Annotated in this window: 12 protein-coding genes and 1 pseudogene; all 13 read right to left on the minus strand. The window is 39.9% G+C overall.

What is annotated here, in order from left to right:
• Positions 1-503: 503 nt before the first annotated feature.
• The gene (locus ACFWE9_RS12820; RefSeq protein ID WP_230156522.1) at positions 504-1,214 is read right to left on the minus strand and encodes a GntR family transcriptional regulator; all 711 of its coding nucleotides are present in this window, start codon (positions 1,212-1,214) and stop codon (positions 504-506) included.
• Between the two features lie 252 nt (positions 1,215-1,466).
• On the minus strand, positions 1,467-2,528 hold the full coding sequence (locus ACFWE9_RS12825) for a YeiH family protein (RefSeq protein WP_230156523.1): 1,062 nt from the start codon (positions 2,526-2,528) through the stop codon (positions 1,467-1,469).
• 53 nt (positions 2,529-2,581) lie between these two features.
• Positions 2,582-3,331, minus strand: a complete 750-nt coding sequence (locus ACFWE9_RS12830; protein WP_377357064.1) for a PIG-L family deacetylase — start codon at positions 3,329-3,331, stop codon at positions 2,582-2,584.
• Positions 3,332-3,480: 149 nt separating this feature from the next.
• On the minus strand, positions 3,481-4,839 hold the full coding sequence (locus ACFWE9_RS12835; protein WP_377357066.1) for an aminotransferase: 1,359 nt from the start codon (positions 4,837-4,839) through the stop codon (positions 3,481-3,483).
• A 151-nt stretch (positions 4,840-4,990) separates the two neighbouring features.
• On the minus strand, positions 4,991-6,754 hold the full coding sequence (xsc, locus tag ACFWE9_RS12840) for a sulfoacetaldehyde acetyltransferase (RefSeq protein ID WP_230156526.1): 1,764 nt from the start codon (positions 6,752-6,754) through the stop codon (positions 4,991-4,993).
• 174 nt (positions 6,755-6,928) lie between these two features.
• A complete protein-coding gene (gene phnX / locus ACFWE9_RS12845; protein ID WP_377357068.1) occupies positions 6,929-7,783 on the minus strand; it encodes a phosphonoacetaldehyde hydrolase in 855 nt (284 codons plus the stop codon).
• 77 nt (positions 7,784-7,860) lie between these two features.
• Positions 7,861-8,316: a hypothetical protein gene (locus ACFWE9_RS12850; protein ID WP_377357070.1), complete on the minus strand. Its 456-nt coding sequence runs from the start codon at positions 8,314-8,316 to the stop codon at positions 7,861-7,863.
• Positions 8,317-8,528: 212 nt separating this feature from the next.
• Positions 8,529-9,941 carry an amino acid permease gene (locus ACFWE9_RS12855; protein WP_230156532.1) on the minus strand — a complete coding sequence of 471 codons (1,413 nt, stop codon included), beginning with the start codon at positions 9,939-9,941 and terminating at the stop codon, positions 8,529-8,531.
• Between the two features lie 365 nt (positions 9,942-10,306).
• The gene (locus ACFWE9_RS12860) at positions 10,307-10,936 is read right to left on the minus strand and encodes a YitT family protein (protein WP_230156533.1); all 630 of its coding nucleotides are present in this window, start codon (positions 10,934-10,936) and stop codon (positions 10,307-10,309) included.
• Between the two features lie 474 nt (positions 10,937-11,410).
• On the minus strand, positions 11,411-12,121 hold the full coding sequence (gene tatC, locus ACFWE9_RS12865; RefSeq protein WP_377357077.1) for a twin-arginine translocase subunit TatC: 711 nt from the start codon (positions 12,119-12,121) through the stop codon (positions 11,411-11,413).
• Between the two features lie 171 nt (positions 12,122-12,292).
• The gene (locus ACFWE9_RS12870; protein ID WP_230156535.1) at positions 12,293-12,505 is read right to left on the minus strand and encodes a twin-arginine translocase TatA/TatE family subunit; all 213 of its coding nucleotides are present in this window, start codon (positions 12,503-12,505) and stop codon (positions 12,293-12,295) included.
• A gap of 59 nt (positions 12,506-12,564) precedes the next feature.
• Positions 12,565-14,313 carry an alkaline phosphatase D family protein gene (locus ACFWE9_RS12875; protein ID WP_377357073.1) on the minus strand — a complete coding sequence of 583 codons (1,749 nt, stop codon included), beginning with the start codon at positions 14,311-14,313 and terminating at the stop codon, positions 12,565-12,567.
• Positions 14,314-14,607: 294 nt separating this feature from the next.
• A pseudogene (locus ACFWE9_RS12880) lies at positions 14,608-14,793 on the minus strand (site-specific integrase); the annotation flags it as partial.
• Between the last annotated feature and the right edge of the window lie 183 nt (positions 14,794-14,976).

Here is a 14,976-nt window from a genome sequence, read left to right on the forward strand (position 1 = left end):
AAAAAGTGGAGACCAGTATTCAACTTATACGTTATGAGACATAAAGCATAATTACACAAGTTGAACTTTTAATAAGCGCTAATACGCCTGGAATACTTTTCATCTAAAAAGTATAGTTTGGGTATCAAAAGAGAGAAGATAATTACCAGATTAGGTGGACTGGTCTGGAGTGAGGAGTGCCCATGGAAAAGATGAATCGGGGAATTTTCAATGTGCTGTCGGCCCAACGGCATTACGCAGTGGCTGATAATCAACTCATAATAAGCTGACCGGAAAGTGGGACTTGAAGAAGGCTTTCACTACAGGTGGCATGCCAACAAGCCGATCATACTTCACGTCTCCAAATAAAGAATGTAGATAATGGGGTTTTTATTGAATTACTTGACTTGTGTTTTTAATCAGTTCAAGTTCCTCCATCATCCATCTATAAATACTTTAGAACCGAAAAGACCTAAGCCTCCATATAGGAGGCCTAGGTCACTTTATGCGTCGGAAAAGCAAAATCAATTGTTCTTTCTCGACATTTTCATAGCAAAAGAATACATGTCAGATCGGAATAAACCTTTATAGTACTCTACCAAATTTCCCTCGGAATCAAAAATCATACGTTCCGTAATCAGTAAGCACATCGTTTCGTTCACGCCTAAATGCTCTGCATCTTCTTTTGTTGGAAATCCACAGGTAATGATCTGTTCCGCTTCACAAAAGTTAATGTTTAAATCTCCTTCGAGTGCATCATACAATACTGTGGTACTTAAATCGAATTGGGTCAATTTTTTTCCTAGTTCCAAAGAATAATAATGCAATTCAATGGCTATGGGGACATCCCCCTGTAAGCGCAACCTTTTGATATGGTACGATTCATCCTCAAACCCATTTGCATCAGCTATATTTTCAGGTGTCAATACACGTCCATGATCAAGTAATTTAATTCCCATGCTTTTTGTAGTTTCAGTGAAACTTATCATCTTAAGCCATTCCTGTACAGGTTTAAGGGATACGAACGTTCCCTTGCCATGCCTTTTTTCCAATATTCCCTCACGAACCAGGATGGAAACGGCTTCCCGTACAGTGCTCCTGCTGACAGAATACATATCCATGAGTTCCCTTTCACTCGGGATTTTGTCCTTATAATACCCTTCTAAAATCTGATTTTCCAATATAGTTTTTAATTGAGCATGTAAAGGGAGTGGATTATTAAAGTCTAACTCCATAAAATTTCCTCCAAACAGATAAAGACATTGTAATGTTCGTATCAGTTCTTTTATTGTAAACCAAATAGTTATAACATTCAAACATACCAACATTCACATTCCCATACCATTCTTTTCAAATACAACTCGTGTTCAGGTGTGAATACCGTTTTATTTGTATGTAGTCAAAAGCCCTGAATAGTATCGCCTATTCAGGGAAGGATCTTTATCCGGTATCAAGTGGGACAATAATGGAAAGCTTCCATACATAAATTAAACGATAAAGTACGATATGATGGAAAGAAGCAAAGAAGTTATGGTCATGGCTATAAGGGGACGCATGGCTTTTGTGCGAAGTGCCTGCAGGCTTACATTCAGTCCTAGACCGATCATGGCCATTGTCAAAACAAATGTAGTCGTTTTAGAAATACCATCCATTACGGCTGGTGACACTGTTATATAGGTTCCAAACACATAGCTTCCGATTAAACTCATGATAATAAAACCAACGAGGAACCATGGAAAATCAATTTTTGCATCAAGGCCTGTTTTTTCCTTTGTGCGCTTTTTCATCCAATACATAAAAATGAAACATAAAGGGATAAGTAAAAAAACACGGCCCAATTTTGCAAGGAGTGCAATCGCTAGCGCATCTTCACCTGCCGGAGCCCCTGCCAATGCAACATGGGCGATTTCATGAAGACTGATCCCTGACCATATACCATAATCCAAATTCGATAGCGGAATAATCGGACGTATTAGGGTGTATATAATGGAAAAAAGTGTTCCCATTAAAGCGATTATCCCGACGCCTATGGCTGTATCTTCTTCCTTAGCTTTCACGATTGGAGAAATTGCGGCGATGGCTGCTGCTCCGCATACCCCTGTTCCTACCGCAAGTAGAAGGGAAATGGATGTATCTGCCTTTAACCACTTTGCAATCAAGACCATTACGATTATGGCAAATGTTACTGTCCCTATGTCACGGACCAACAATGGCAAACCCTGATTGAAAATCACATCGATATTTAATTTCAACCCGTATAAAATAATGGCAAAACGCAATAGTTTTTTAGCGGAAAATTCAATTCCAGTCCGGAATTTTTCTGGATATCCCGCAATTTGACGATAAATAACGGCAATGATGATCGAGCACGCAAGAGGACCAATTCGATTGAATCCTGAAATTTCAGATAGCCCCAAACCTAAAAGGGCAATAAAAAAAGTGAAGGCGATACCACTCAACCACAAAAGCTTGCTATTTTGAAGCGGTGATTTCGATTTTTTCCGCTCCTCTATGGCTTCTTCCAGTGGCTCATATTTTTCTAATTCCATACATTCCTTCCCCCTTTCCATATACTAAAGACTTTTAACAGCTAATAAATGGTTCATCCCATCCTTTCAATCGTTTGAAAAAGATCAGTTTCTTCTATATTAGTAGGAGAATATCCTTTGATGAAATATTCGAATTTCTTTAAAAAAGGCAAGCTCGGATTTTGGTTCCCCCACAATTCCGGAACGGCTAAAGTCTGGGAACGATGGGACCTTAAGGCACGGATCTTTTTCTGTAAAGTTCCTGTTATATTCACTCTTGTGATACTACTCTGCCCGTTTTCATTTAGCCATTCCTCATAATAAGCATGCCAAAGGACAAAGTACAGACTATGAATCTTATAAGCGGGAAAAACGGGATCTGGATAAAAATCGGGATCACCGGATTTTAGAAAAGCAAATTCGGCAGCACGGCCAATCGCACAATGGTCGGGGTGTCCCCCATATTTCTCATGGAACGTTACGAGTGCATCCGGTTGAACTTCACGAATCACCTTTATGATTCTCTCCGTCAATAAATCGATGGATTCAAATTCAATCGTTCTATCCCTTACATGTAAAAATCGCAGGTCTTTGATCCCTAATTCTTCACAAGCGCTTTTTAACTCCCTTACCCTAAGTCCAGGTAATGCCTCCCTTGTTGTAAAAATAGGATTTCCCATGCGCCTGCCCATTTCGCCTTTTGTCGCACATAGTAAAGTTACTTGAACACCCCGCTCTGACATTTTGGCAATGGTTCCGCCACACAGAAAAGATTCATCATCAGGATGTGCAAGTACCACCAATAACCTGCGTTGTGTTTGCATAGTTCCTCCTACTTCGTATTGTCCAGTTATCCCACACGGTTAGACCCAACATAAAAAATGGACATGGATGTCAATACAGTTAGACATATCATGCCCATCATCCTTAATCGGTTATGATATGACTCTAAAGGCCAATCACCTTTTATCGGTTAGCATAATTCATATAAAACGGATTTTACTGTTTCAATGACAAAATCTAAATCTTCATTTGTTGAAGATAAAGGCGGTGCAATGATCAATACATTCCCATATCCAGGAACTGTATCACCGTTACGGCCGATGATAAGCCCTTTAGCCTTACATGACCCTATTACTTTTCCCATGAACTCATCGGAAACGGGCGTTTTTGATTTTTTATCTTCCACTAATTCAATTCCATATAAGAATCCAACCCCGCGTACCTCCCCGACTTTATCAAGGGCCGTCAATTCAAAGAGCTCACTTAGTTTAGTTTCACTTAGTTCAGCTACTCTTTGAACAATTTTTTCTTTTTCGATGATTTCAATATTCTTAAGAGCTACTGCACATGATGCAGGATGGCCTCCATATGTTGACACATGCCTAAAGTGATTTAATTTACCATCACCTTTGAATTTCTCATAAATCCTTGAGTTCACCGCTGTTGCCCCAAGTGGAAGATATCCACTGGTCAAACCCTTTGCCATCGTTACAATATCCGGCTGAACCCCATCTGAATGCATAAACCCAAACATTTTTCCAGTTCTTCCAAAACCTGAAACCACTTCATCCACAATTAAAAGAACATCATGCTTCTTACAGATTTCAGCAACTTTTGTTAAGTATTCTTTTGAAGGAATAAGGACCCCTCCACCAGAGATGAATGGTTCAAGAATAACACCAGCTACCGTTTCGGATCCTTCAAAGTTAATAACCTGATCGATATAATCAGCTGCAAGAAGATCAGAGTTTTCAACGTTTTCCCCAAACGAGCTACGATAACTGTAAGGCGGCGGCACATGGAGGAATCCTGGAACCCCTGGGTCATATTTCACTCTCCGATTCGCTTGTGCCGTTGCGCTTAATGAGCCAAACGTATTACCATGATAAGCTCGATACCTAGAGATGAATTTATATTTCCCAGGGTTTCCATTTTGAGAATGATATTGCCGAGCGATCTTGAATGCGGTCTCATTCGCCTCGGATCCGCTGTTCGTAAAAAAAGTTGTATAGGAACCCTTTAAGTGTTCACTTATTTTTGCCGATAATTCGATGGCCGGCTTATGGCTTAACGTTAAAGGGAAATAAGATAAGTTAATCATTTGTTCATAGGCTGCCTGGGCGATTTCTTTCCGTCCGTGGCCCAGGTTCAAGCACCATAATCCGGAAACTCCATCTAAATATTTATCTCCTTTAGTATCCGTGAACCATGAGCCGGTTCCTTCCGTAGCCATCATGGGAGCATCCTTTTCATTATAGCGATGCATCGCATGCCATAAATGATCTTTATCCATTTGAACAAGGTCTTTCGTTTCAGTTTCCAACTTCACAATTGAAACCCCCTTATTATTCATTGAACGCAATTTAGTTACGTTCCCATGCAGTAACAGACTCTTAATAAATTAGAACCAGGTGGTGAATGGTGCGATGACTAACATCATCATAAAGTCATCGCGCCACCGTTACACTCTTTTCACACCATCATTTATCCCAGTTTTTATGATCTAAATGAGAATATTTTTCTAATAATCTAGTAGGCATTTTTAATGCATCTTTTCTAAATGGAGGAGCTAACTGTGTTCCATCCACTTGTATATCAATGACAGTCGGTTTGTTAGATTTTATTGCTTTTTCTATGACAGACCCTAATTCCTCCGGTTTTTCCACTCTAATACCAACTGCACCCATGGATCGTGCAACTTCTGCAAAATCAGGATTTTGGATATCCGCCCCTACAAAACGGTTATTATAGAAATCGACTTGGTTCTTTTTCTCTGCGCACCAGGCATTATTATTGAAGACGCACGCGATGACAGGAATGTTTTCTTCAACGGCCGTACTCACTTCATGTAAGCTCATCCCCCATGCCCCATCTCCAACAATGGCTAAAACAGGCGTATTCGGCTCAGCTAACTTGGCACCTAGTGCGGATGGGTAAGCAAATCCTGTGTTCCCGAATGTAAGCGCAGCGATATGTCTTCTGCTCTGATTGAATTTCAAGTAAGCGTTTGCAGTTGACGAAACATTACCGATATCTGTAGTGACGATGGCATTTTCAGGCAACACCTTAGTCAATTCCAAAAGGGCCCGACGCGGATTGATCGGTGTTCCATCGATCATCGCGAGTTTCACCAATTCTTCTTCCCATTTTTGTTTTTCATTCGTTACTTCGACTATCCGATTTTTTTCTTGTTTTACGTTAGGTTTATTAGCCTTCAACCGTTTCAAAATTTCACGACTCGCTTCACGGGCATCTCCGATGATTCCAACTTCCACAGGATGTGTCCTGGCAATTTGCCTTGGGTTAATATCTATTTGGATGATTTGCGCATCTTTAGGGAAATAATCAATGTCATAGCATGGTAACGTTCCAAATACTGATAATCTTGTACCGACCGCCAATATGACGTCCGCTTTCTTAAGTGTATTCATGGCCGCCTTTGAACCCATGTAACCGATTGGGCCGACTGATAATGGATGATCAGCAGGAAAAGCATCATTATGCATATAGGAGACAGCTACCGGAGCTGTTAAATATTCTGCAATATTCTTAATTTCCTCAATGCCATCTGAATCAACCGTACCCCTGCCGGAAATAATCACAGGATACTCAGCCTCAGCCAAAATTTCTGCCGCTCTATCCAAGGATGCAGAAGATCCGCAACCTCTTTCATCTACTCGATATTGATGTGGTTGAAGTATTTGATCTTCCACTTCACCATAGAAGTAATCACGGGGGATATCGAATAAAACTGGTCCCCTCTCGGCATAGGCAATCCGAAATGCTGTCCTAAGGCAATCAGCGACCCGGCCTGGGTGTGTCACTCTAACCGTTTCTTTCGTGATGGCCTTGAAGATGGAAACTTGATCACATTCCTGAAAACCATCCCATCCAACCGTTGGTGTACCAGCTGAAGGAGAGATGACCACCATAGGAGTATGAGCTTGATTGGCCGCTGCAACAGAGGTGACCATATTGGTCATTCCAGGTCCGTTTTGCCCGATGACAACCCCGGCAACACCTGAGACACGACAATAGGCATCTTCCATATGTGCTGCACTTTGTTCATGGCGGACACCGATAAAACGGATGTCTGCAGTTGGCAATAAATCAAGCATATCCATGAAGGCAGATCCCAGAATTCCCGAGATATGTTTAACTCCCTCGGCCACTAACGTCTCAACGATGGCTTCACTTGGTGTCATTTTAACTTTCGTTCCTCTTACCGTTTTTGTTTCGACCATAGCACATTCTCCTTAATTATGTTTATTTCTGATAATGACGTTGCGACGTCCGTACCAGTTATAAGATGTATAATACTACCATTAGATCAAACAGTCAATGAATAAAATGAATATTTTGAATTTTTTTATCACTTAATGGAGACAGGCATCATTATTACATGAACAAACGTCTAATTAACTAATAAAGGTATCCTTTTTTTCGGTCAATCTGTAGTTGATCCTATCAATGATCTCCAATAAATCGCCTATTTCATCAATCACGAAATCGGCACCTGCATTCAGAAAACGGTTTTCGGCATTTTTCATGCGGCATTGCAGTTCAAATGGGTCCATTTCGTTGATTTCTGCTTCTGAAAGGCCTATTTCACTGCCGCCTTTCAATACGGCAACCGTCCACATTCCCGCAGAAATGCCTTCTTTGATGTCACTGATCGTATCGCCGACTTTAACGATTTTACTGAGTGGATACACTTGGAGATTCATCGCCGTCTTAAAGCACATCCAAGGTGCAGGCCTTCCTGTAGGCACTTCGGTAGACGCAACGATGGTATCTGGTTGATAACCCCATATTTCCGCCTCGTCTTTAACAATATTAATCATTTCACGAGTATACCCTGTTGTCGAACCGATTTTTATTCCTTGCTGCCTTAAACGCCTGACTAATTCAATTACGCCAGGTATAGGTTTGGCGTTCTCCTTGAGAAGCTTAAAAAGCAAAGCCTCAAAGTCTTTATATAATGATTCTAGATCTCTTTCGTCCGGTTCTTTCCCGAATTTAGCAATCCATAAATTCCGGATTCGAGTCATTTTCAGGAGTTCCCTTATATGATCCAATTTCAATAAACCCATGGGCTCCCTTGCTTCCTTAATGGAAATATCTATCCCCCTTATCCTGAATATCTCGACAAATGCTTGGACCGGCGCAAAACAACCATAATCCACCGTCGTTCCTGCCCAATCAAATATGACTGCCTGTACCTCGTTCCATTCTTTTGCACTTTCCAAGTCAATCTCCTCTCCCCTCTCCATCTCTTTCCCCCCTCAAAAAAACGGTTAAAAACCGGAAAAAAGTCTCATTTTGTGATGAATCCGAATATAACGTACATTCATTTCACTTCTTTCAAAAATAACTGTAAATCTTCTTTCGTTGCTTTAGTGAGTTCCAGGATTTTTTCTGTGTCTTTTTCAGGATTTCCTGACTCCCCGATTAATGGGTATAGATTTTTTTCAATTCGTTCATACCAATCGGGATAATCATCTTCCACTTGCTTCTCTATCGAATCCCAGTTAGAACTGACCTTTTCGCCCAGTTCTTGAATTTTCTCTGGATCAGCCTCGGCACTTACTTCTGTTACCAAAGCATTTATTGATTGAATCACTTCGTCGACACCTGTTTTAATAACTTTTGCATCTTGGGTCTCTGCTGCATTGTTATCGGACTTTTCATTTGTGACCGGATTTTTTTCTTGGTTGTGTTCGTCCGATTTTATTGTATTGTTACAGCCTGACAGCAATATGGTGCCAAAGATGAGCCCATTCGTGAATAAACGGAAAACATTCAAGATCATCCCTCCATCATGAATTAAAAAGACAATGCCACCTCGTGCTTGGTACATTTACACTCTTTTTTCTATGGGAATCATATTCTAGTTGAAAAGTGCTTGAAGAATTTTATCTGAGGAATATCTTAGAAGTATACGAAACAATCTATTTTTTAATTAATTGAGTCGAAAAACATAGAATTTTTATTATGGTTTAGTGCTAATGCTAAAAGCTATAACTTTTCGGAATTAGGGGAACCAGGAACAATATTTAATTCACTCTTCATATATTTCGCTTTTCTTCGTCGAATGAAAAAGAAAGAACAGATAACGATCAAGCTAAATAGCATGGTAAAGATAAACTGAGGACGCTGGGAATCGATAAATGCCATTAATATGATCACGGAAATCATGGAAAGAATGGTTGCATACGTTAAATACGGAAATAACCACATCTTGATCTTGAAAACTCCGGGATTTTCTTTCTCCATCCTCTTCCTTAATCTGAGATGGGAAACCGCAATCGATAGATAGACAAGTATTCCGACCCCTCCCGAGGAATTCACTAAAAAGAAAAAGATTTTATCTGGTGATACGTAACTGAAAATGGTGCTGATAAAGGCAAATAAAGTAGAACCGATTACAGCAAGGATAGGGACCCCGTTCTTGCTCACCCTTGAGAATATTTTTGGTGCATCACCCTTTTGTGCAAGGGAGAATAACATACGGGAGCTTGTATATAATCCGGAATTCAAACAGGAAAGCAATGCAATGAGAATCACTATATTCATGATCAGGGCAGCAGAAGGAATTCCCAGCATTTCAAGAACGGCAACAAACGGGCTCTTCAGCAAGGAAGCAGAATTCCATGGTAAAAGGGTCACTAGTACCGCGATGGATCCAATATAGAAAATCAGGATTCGCCAAACCACACTGTTCAATGCACTTCTTACTGATTTAACCGGATCACTCGTTTCACCAGCCGCAATTGCAGGAATCTCCACTCCTACAAAAGCATGGAAAACAATGGCGACGCCGACAAGTACTGAACTTATCCCGTTTGGAATAAAACCACCAAAGTTCAAAAGGTTAGAGGTGCCAGGTGGTTTTATCGATGGGATAAAACCTAAGATCACTGCAACGCCCAGACACAAAAATAGGATGATACTGATTATTTTAATGATCGAAAACCAGTATTCAAACTCACCAAACGATTTAACGGAAAATATATTCGTCAGCTTCAAAAGAATAATCAGCGAGAGACTTATGACCCAGACCGGAACGGAAGGAACCCAGCCATGTATGATTGCAGCTCCTGCCGTTGCTTCCAAAGCAATTACGATAACCCAAAAGAACCAATATAACCAACCTGTGGTGAAACCGGCCCATTCACCGATTCCTTCTCTTGCATAAACCGCAAATGATCCAGTATTGGGATTTACTGTAGCCATTTCCCCAAGCATTCTCATGACTAAAACAACGATCAAGCCTGCCAAAACATATGATAAAATCGCTCCGGGGCCCGTTTGACCAATAATGATACCGCTTCCAACGAATAAACCAGCACCGATGACACCACTCAATGATATCATCGTTAAATGTCTTTGTTTCAGACCTGGTTTCAGTTCTTCTTGTTGATGTTTCATACCCTCCACCAACTTTCAATATTTTAGGGAATCAACTAAAGATAATCACTACATCGATGTAAAAGTAAAAATTTTGCTTTCTTTCCCTTACATTTTCACAAGGAAAGTGGAACTTGGAACCTTGGCCTATTCAAACAACTCAGGAGATGACACTATGGCTTTAATTTTGAATCACTATTCCCCCTTCCTATCATTCATTTTTGCAAGAGGAAATAACATCATTACGTCATGACGTTAGTACCACTTTCTATGTGTATAATACACTCTGATTTTTTTAAAGTCAATCAAAAACAGAATATTTAGATAACAAAACAAAATCAAAAAAAAATGTATGGTGGGCCTAAATACAAGATCATTCAAATGTTTCATATTTCTTTCACTCTGGAAGTTTCATCGACTGTACGATCCAATTCTGCCTTTAAGGAATTTTGCTTTCTATCCAGCATTTTCTTTAAAAAGTATGAAAAGATCAAGGTAAACGCAACACCCTTAATGATCGATGAATAACCGTAAACAAGGAGCCCTAGGACCAGTACGATTAGATTAATAATCCTTATTGTCACTGCAATATCTATTTTTTCATTTTTATGATGTAAAATTAGTGCGATCACATCAAAACCAACAGTGGAGGCATTTGCTGTTATACATAAATAGTATCCTAACGCTATCAAAATCGACGATATTAGAACCACTAAAACGATATTTAAATCAAAACGTATATTCAGTGAATAAAAAGAATTAAAAAACAACATATAACTTAGCGAACTTACTATCGACTTAACAAAGTACTCTTTACCTAAAAAAACTAAACAAATGATTAACAAAAATCCAGTAACTAAATTAGCCAGCATGGCAATGTTATAACCCGATAAAGCATTCAATAACAACGCAGAGCTAGTTACGCCCCCATTAATAATTTCATTGGGCACGATTAAGTAAGCATAAGCAAAGGTCATGGAAATGTTTCCTGCAATAATTTTCATTAAATCTTTCATGAGTACTCACCTTTCCTTTCATGCATTTTGACCCTAGATATCTATTTATACTGTAATGATAATATCAACATTCATTACTCCATCGACTTATTTCGAATCATTCAGGATTTTAAGTATCTAGTGTTAAATTGCAGGTTTTTTGATCTAGTGCTGTTCTAAATTTCAGGTGATTACAATTATTCGCTATAAAGAATCCTCTCTCCTTCAAAAAAAAATAAATAAACATGCCCCGTGTAATCTTGAGCATGTTTATGCCTCTTATCCGACAATGTATGAAAACCCATTACAGATGTCTTTGAAATGTTGCTTTTTTCTTGTTAATTTATTCTAAAGAAAACGAACACTGTCCTTATCATTTCACAAAGTATTATTTTGCCATAAAAAAAGTTGAGGGGATTATCCTCCTCAACTTTTTTGTGTACCTTTAAATATTTCCTAAGAAATGTTTTTTTCCAAAAGGTTGGTAACTACATTTCATGTTACAGGTAAAGCTGACTCCTCTTTCATAAGCCTTTTTCTATAAACCATATTGGACAGCTGGACACTCACCTCATAAAGCACAAGTAAAGGGATAATGACCAAAATGTCCGAAATGATATCAGGTGGCGTAATCACGATCGAGATGATAACAAGGGCGAAGTAAGAAATCTTACGAGACTTTTTCAACACCTTCGGATTGATGATTCCTAATCTAGTCAGGAACATGACCACAAGCGGCATTTCAAATAAAATCCCAAAAGGCAAGATCAAATTAATCATGAACCGAAAATACTTTTCCGCTGTGAACATCATCTCGAACTGCCCGGCAGATAGGGATGTGAGGAATCCCAGCACTATGGGAAACAACACAAAATATCCAAAAGAGATTCCTATGATAAATAAGATGAACAACCCAGGAATGAATCGAAAAGTAACCTTTCTCTCTTCCGGTTTCAACGCAGGAGCTACAAAGCGCCATAACTGATAGGCTGCAAGCGGAATCGTCGCAGCTATCGCGCAAACCGCAGCGATTATCATATATACCCACAGGATGTCACTGGGTCCGAGCACGGCAAGTTTCCCTTCTAAATCCTTAATGAGCAGCTCATAAATATCCTGTACGAATATGAAACTCACTATGAAAGAAGCAAGAAATCCTATCAGTGTTTTAATGATTCTGCTTCGGAGTTCCTGCATATGCTCCATAACGTGTACATCCTTGCTCTCCACTTTCACTCCTCCTTTTTTATCCATTTACAAACCATATAACATAAATCAGAATGGCTTCGTCATTTAGTAATGGCTAAAATAATGCAATCTCTAACTCTCATGAAAAGAAGCAGGCTTAGTCTTTCCGCCCGCCCTTCCTCATAAAATTCATCCTTCTTTTTTAACAGCCCTTATCGCAGCTTTATTCTCGTTTTCATCCTCTTTTTCTGAATCATTCACCAATCCTTTGGTTGCACTTTTGAATTCGGATAATGTTCGACCAAATGCACGTCCGATTTCCGGCAGCTTCGACGGTCCAAAAATAATCAATGCAATCACGAGAACGATAACTAGCCCTGGTATCCCAATATTAGAAAGCATTCTAATTCACTCCTTTCAATTTCAAGAACTTTTCGTATTCACGATTCCTTGTCTTTCTATCAATTAGTGACTTTCCCCTGCTTGTGCATTCTTTGCTTTTCATGTGCGCGACTATGGGCAAGTGTCCGATCTTCCTCGACTTCGTTCGTTTTTTGTACACCTTCCGTTACCGTACTTGATGCAACCTTTCGCAGACCTGTTTGATCCTTATCAAAAACAAAGGAGGCTCTTGTCGATATATCCGCTCCAGGTTCTGTCACGAATGGAACAACGCGATAGTCCGCCTTCCATTGTTCTGGTGTTACTTTGCAGCGTACATAACCCCGGTAATCATTAAAGAACTTTAAATGTGAATTCTGACTTAGTATTTTATCCGTATCCGCACGCTTGTCTGCTCCATTTCCACCAGATGTGATGGATGTGCCGACAAACTCCACTCCGAAAATCTTTGAATTTGGATCGTTGAAGTCCGTTTTTAAATTGGAGGCCCAACTTGCATGAACATCACCGGTCAATACGACCACATTTTCCATGTTTTTTCTTTTTATGACATCAATCAAACGATCACGAGCAGCCGGGTAACCATCCCAAGAATCCATGCTGTATTTGGGCGCAGTTGGTGTTCCATAATTCCGCGGTGCAAAGAAAATCTGCTGTGGCAGCACATTCCACTTCGTTTTTGAAATCGATAGATTATCAGTTAGCCACTTTTCCTGCTCTGGACCGAGTAATGTACGCTTCGGATCAAGTGACTCAGGCGTTTGCGGTGAACTTCCATCGCCGTTCGCCTGATCATCCCGGTATTGACGTGAATCAAGTACAAAGAAAGAGGCTAAGTCACCATATGAGAAGTTTCGGTATAACCGCATATCCGCTCCCTTTGGCAACGACGATTTACGAAGAGGCATATGCTCATAATAAGCCTGGTAAGCGGCTGCCCTTCTCTTGATGAATGCTTCCACCGATTGCCCTTTTTCCGGAATGACATTAGCATAATTGTTTTCAACTTCATGATCATCCCAAGTCACGACCCATGGGAAAGCTGCATGTGCCGCTTTTAAATGAGTATCAGAGCGGTATTGTGCATATCTATTGCGATAATCCTCAAGCGAAATGATTTCCGGGCCACTATGTACACGGACATTCCCTGAAGAAGAAACATATTCATTTGGTCCGTACTCATATATGTAATCGCCAAGGTGAAAGACAAGATCCAAATCTTCTTTTGCCAAATGTTTATAGGCCGTATAATAGCCATGCTCAAATTGCTGGCATGAAACAAATGCGAAGGAAAGGCTCGAAACACTTGAACCAATTGGCGGAAGTGTCTTTGTTTTCCCAGTCTGACTTACTTCACCGCCAGATTTAAAACGGTAATAATAGACTTTATCCGGTTTTAACCCGCTTACTTCCACATGAACAGAATGGCCAAGTTCCGGCCTGGCTATTTCTTTGCCTTGCTGAACAATCTTTCTGAAATTTTCATCCTTAGCCACTTCCCACTTAACTGAAATGGCTTCATGTGGCATACCTCCTCCATTCAACGGATCAGGTGCCAGTCTTGTCCATAAAACAACACTATCCGAGAGTGGATCACCGGAAGCAACACCAAGCGTAAATGGATAATCACTGAATTTCGGGGCAGCATTCACTTCAATCCCGCCCATTGATTGTGTAAGGGCAAGACCTAATGAAAGTCCGGCAAGTTTACTTGCTCCCTGGATAAAGTTTCGGCGGTCCATATTCTTACCTAAGCTTACATCGCTCCAATCTTTGATTAACTCATCCATCGCTTTTTCATTATTCATTGATCTTTCCCTCCTAATATTTGAATCTGTCTCAAGTATAGAAGGACTTTTTTAAAGGTGTATGAAGACGTGTAAATCAATTACTTCCCATTTAGGAATTTTCGTACAGGACTTTTGGAGCTCACAAACCCAAAAAAATGAGTTGATTCACTCTAATATTTACATAGACCTACAGATTTTTACATATAACGACAGTCTTTTATCCTATTTTTCTTAATGAATCATTTATTTAATCGTTACAAATAACTGGTATAGATTACCTCAACTTGGGTACTATGAAGTTCTGGGAGGCACTTTAAGGTCCAAGATTTGCTTTGTGGTGAGCTTGAGTAGGTTCCCGACACGTAGGCTAGTCTCGCAGCCTGCGACAAACTGGATGTAATCGCGTTCCGAACAATGGCGCTTTAGCGCCCATTTCATATCTTCTACCTGCTGCTGATCCCGGATCGGCTGCACATCTTTTGGTTGTGTCCTCTTCATCGACCTTTCTTCTCTATTCATAAGTACGGTTCCATACCCCTTATGTACCAACGATTTGAATGTACGATTTTTTCTGATTTCAGTATTAAGAGAAAAAATACCCTTCTTAAACTTGTAGTTTATCTAAAGAAAATTGTATTACTTTTCATCAATTAGGAAAATATATAAATAATAACAATAAGG

Source organism: Peribacillus sp. NPDC060253, assembly GCF_042727425.1.
Lineage (GTDB): Bacteria > Bacillota > Bacilli > Bacillales > DSM-1321 > Peribacillus.

What these genes read in the sequence shown, in the direction of transcription:
- ACFWE9_RS12820 (WP_230156522.1), bottom strand. Translation starts at nt 1,214, where the DNA reads ATGGAGTTAGACTTTAATAATCCACTCCCTTTACATGCTCAATTAAAA.
- ACFWE9_RS12825 (WP_230156523.1), bottom strand. Translation starts at nt 2,528, where the DNA reads ATGGAATTAGAAAAATATGAGCCACTGGAAGAAGCCATAGAGGAGCGG.
- ACFWE9_RS12830 (WP_377357064.1), bottom strand. Translation starts at nt 3,331, where the DNA reads ATGCAAACACAACGCAGGTTATTGGTGGTACTTGCACATCCTGATGAT.
- xsc (WP_230156526.1), bottom strand. Translation starts at nt 6,754, where the DNA reads ATGGTCGAAACAAAAACGGTAAGAGGAACGAAAGTTAAAATGACACCA.
- phnX (WP_377357068.1), bottom strand. Translation starts at nt 7,783, where the DNA reads ATGGAGAGGGGAGAGGAGATTGACTTGGAAAGTGCAAAAGAATGGAAC.
- ACFWE9_RS12855 (WP_230156532.1), bottom strand. Translation starts at nt 9,941, where the DNA reads ATGAAACATCAACAAGAAGAACTGAAACCAGGTCTGAAACAAAGACAT.
- ACFWE9_RS12860 (WP_230156533.1), bottom strand. Translation starts at nt 10,936, where the DNA reads ATGAAAGATTTAATGAAAATTATTGCAGGAAACATTTCCATGACCTTT.
- tatC (WP_377357077.1), bottom strand. Translation starts at nt 12,121, where the DNA reads ATGGAGCATATGCAGGAACTCCGAAGCAGAATCATTAAAACACTGATA.
- ACFWE9_RS12870 (WP_230156535.1), bottom strand. Translation starts at nt 12,505, where the DNA reads ATGCTTTCTAATATTGGGATACCAGGGCTAGTTATCGTTCTCGTGATT.
- ACFWE9_RS12875 (WP_377357073.1), bottom strand. Translation starts at nt 14,313, where the DNA reads ATGAATAATGAAAAAGCGATGGATGAGTTAATCAAAGATTGGAGCGAT.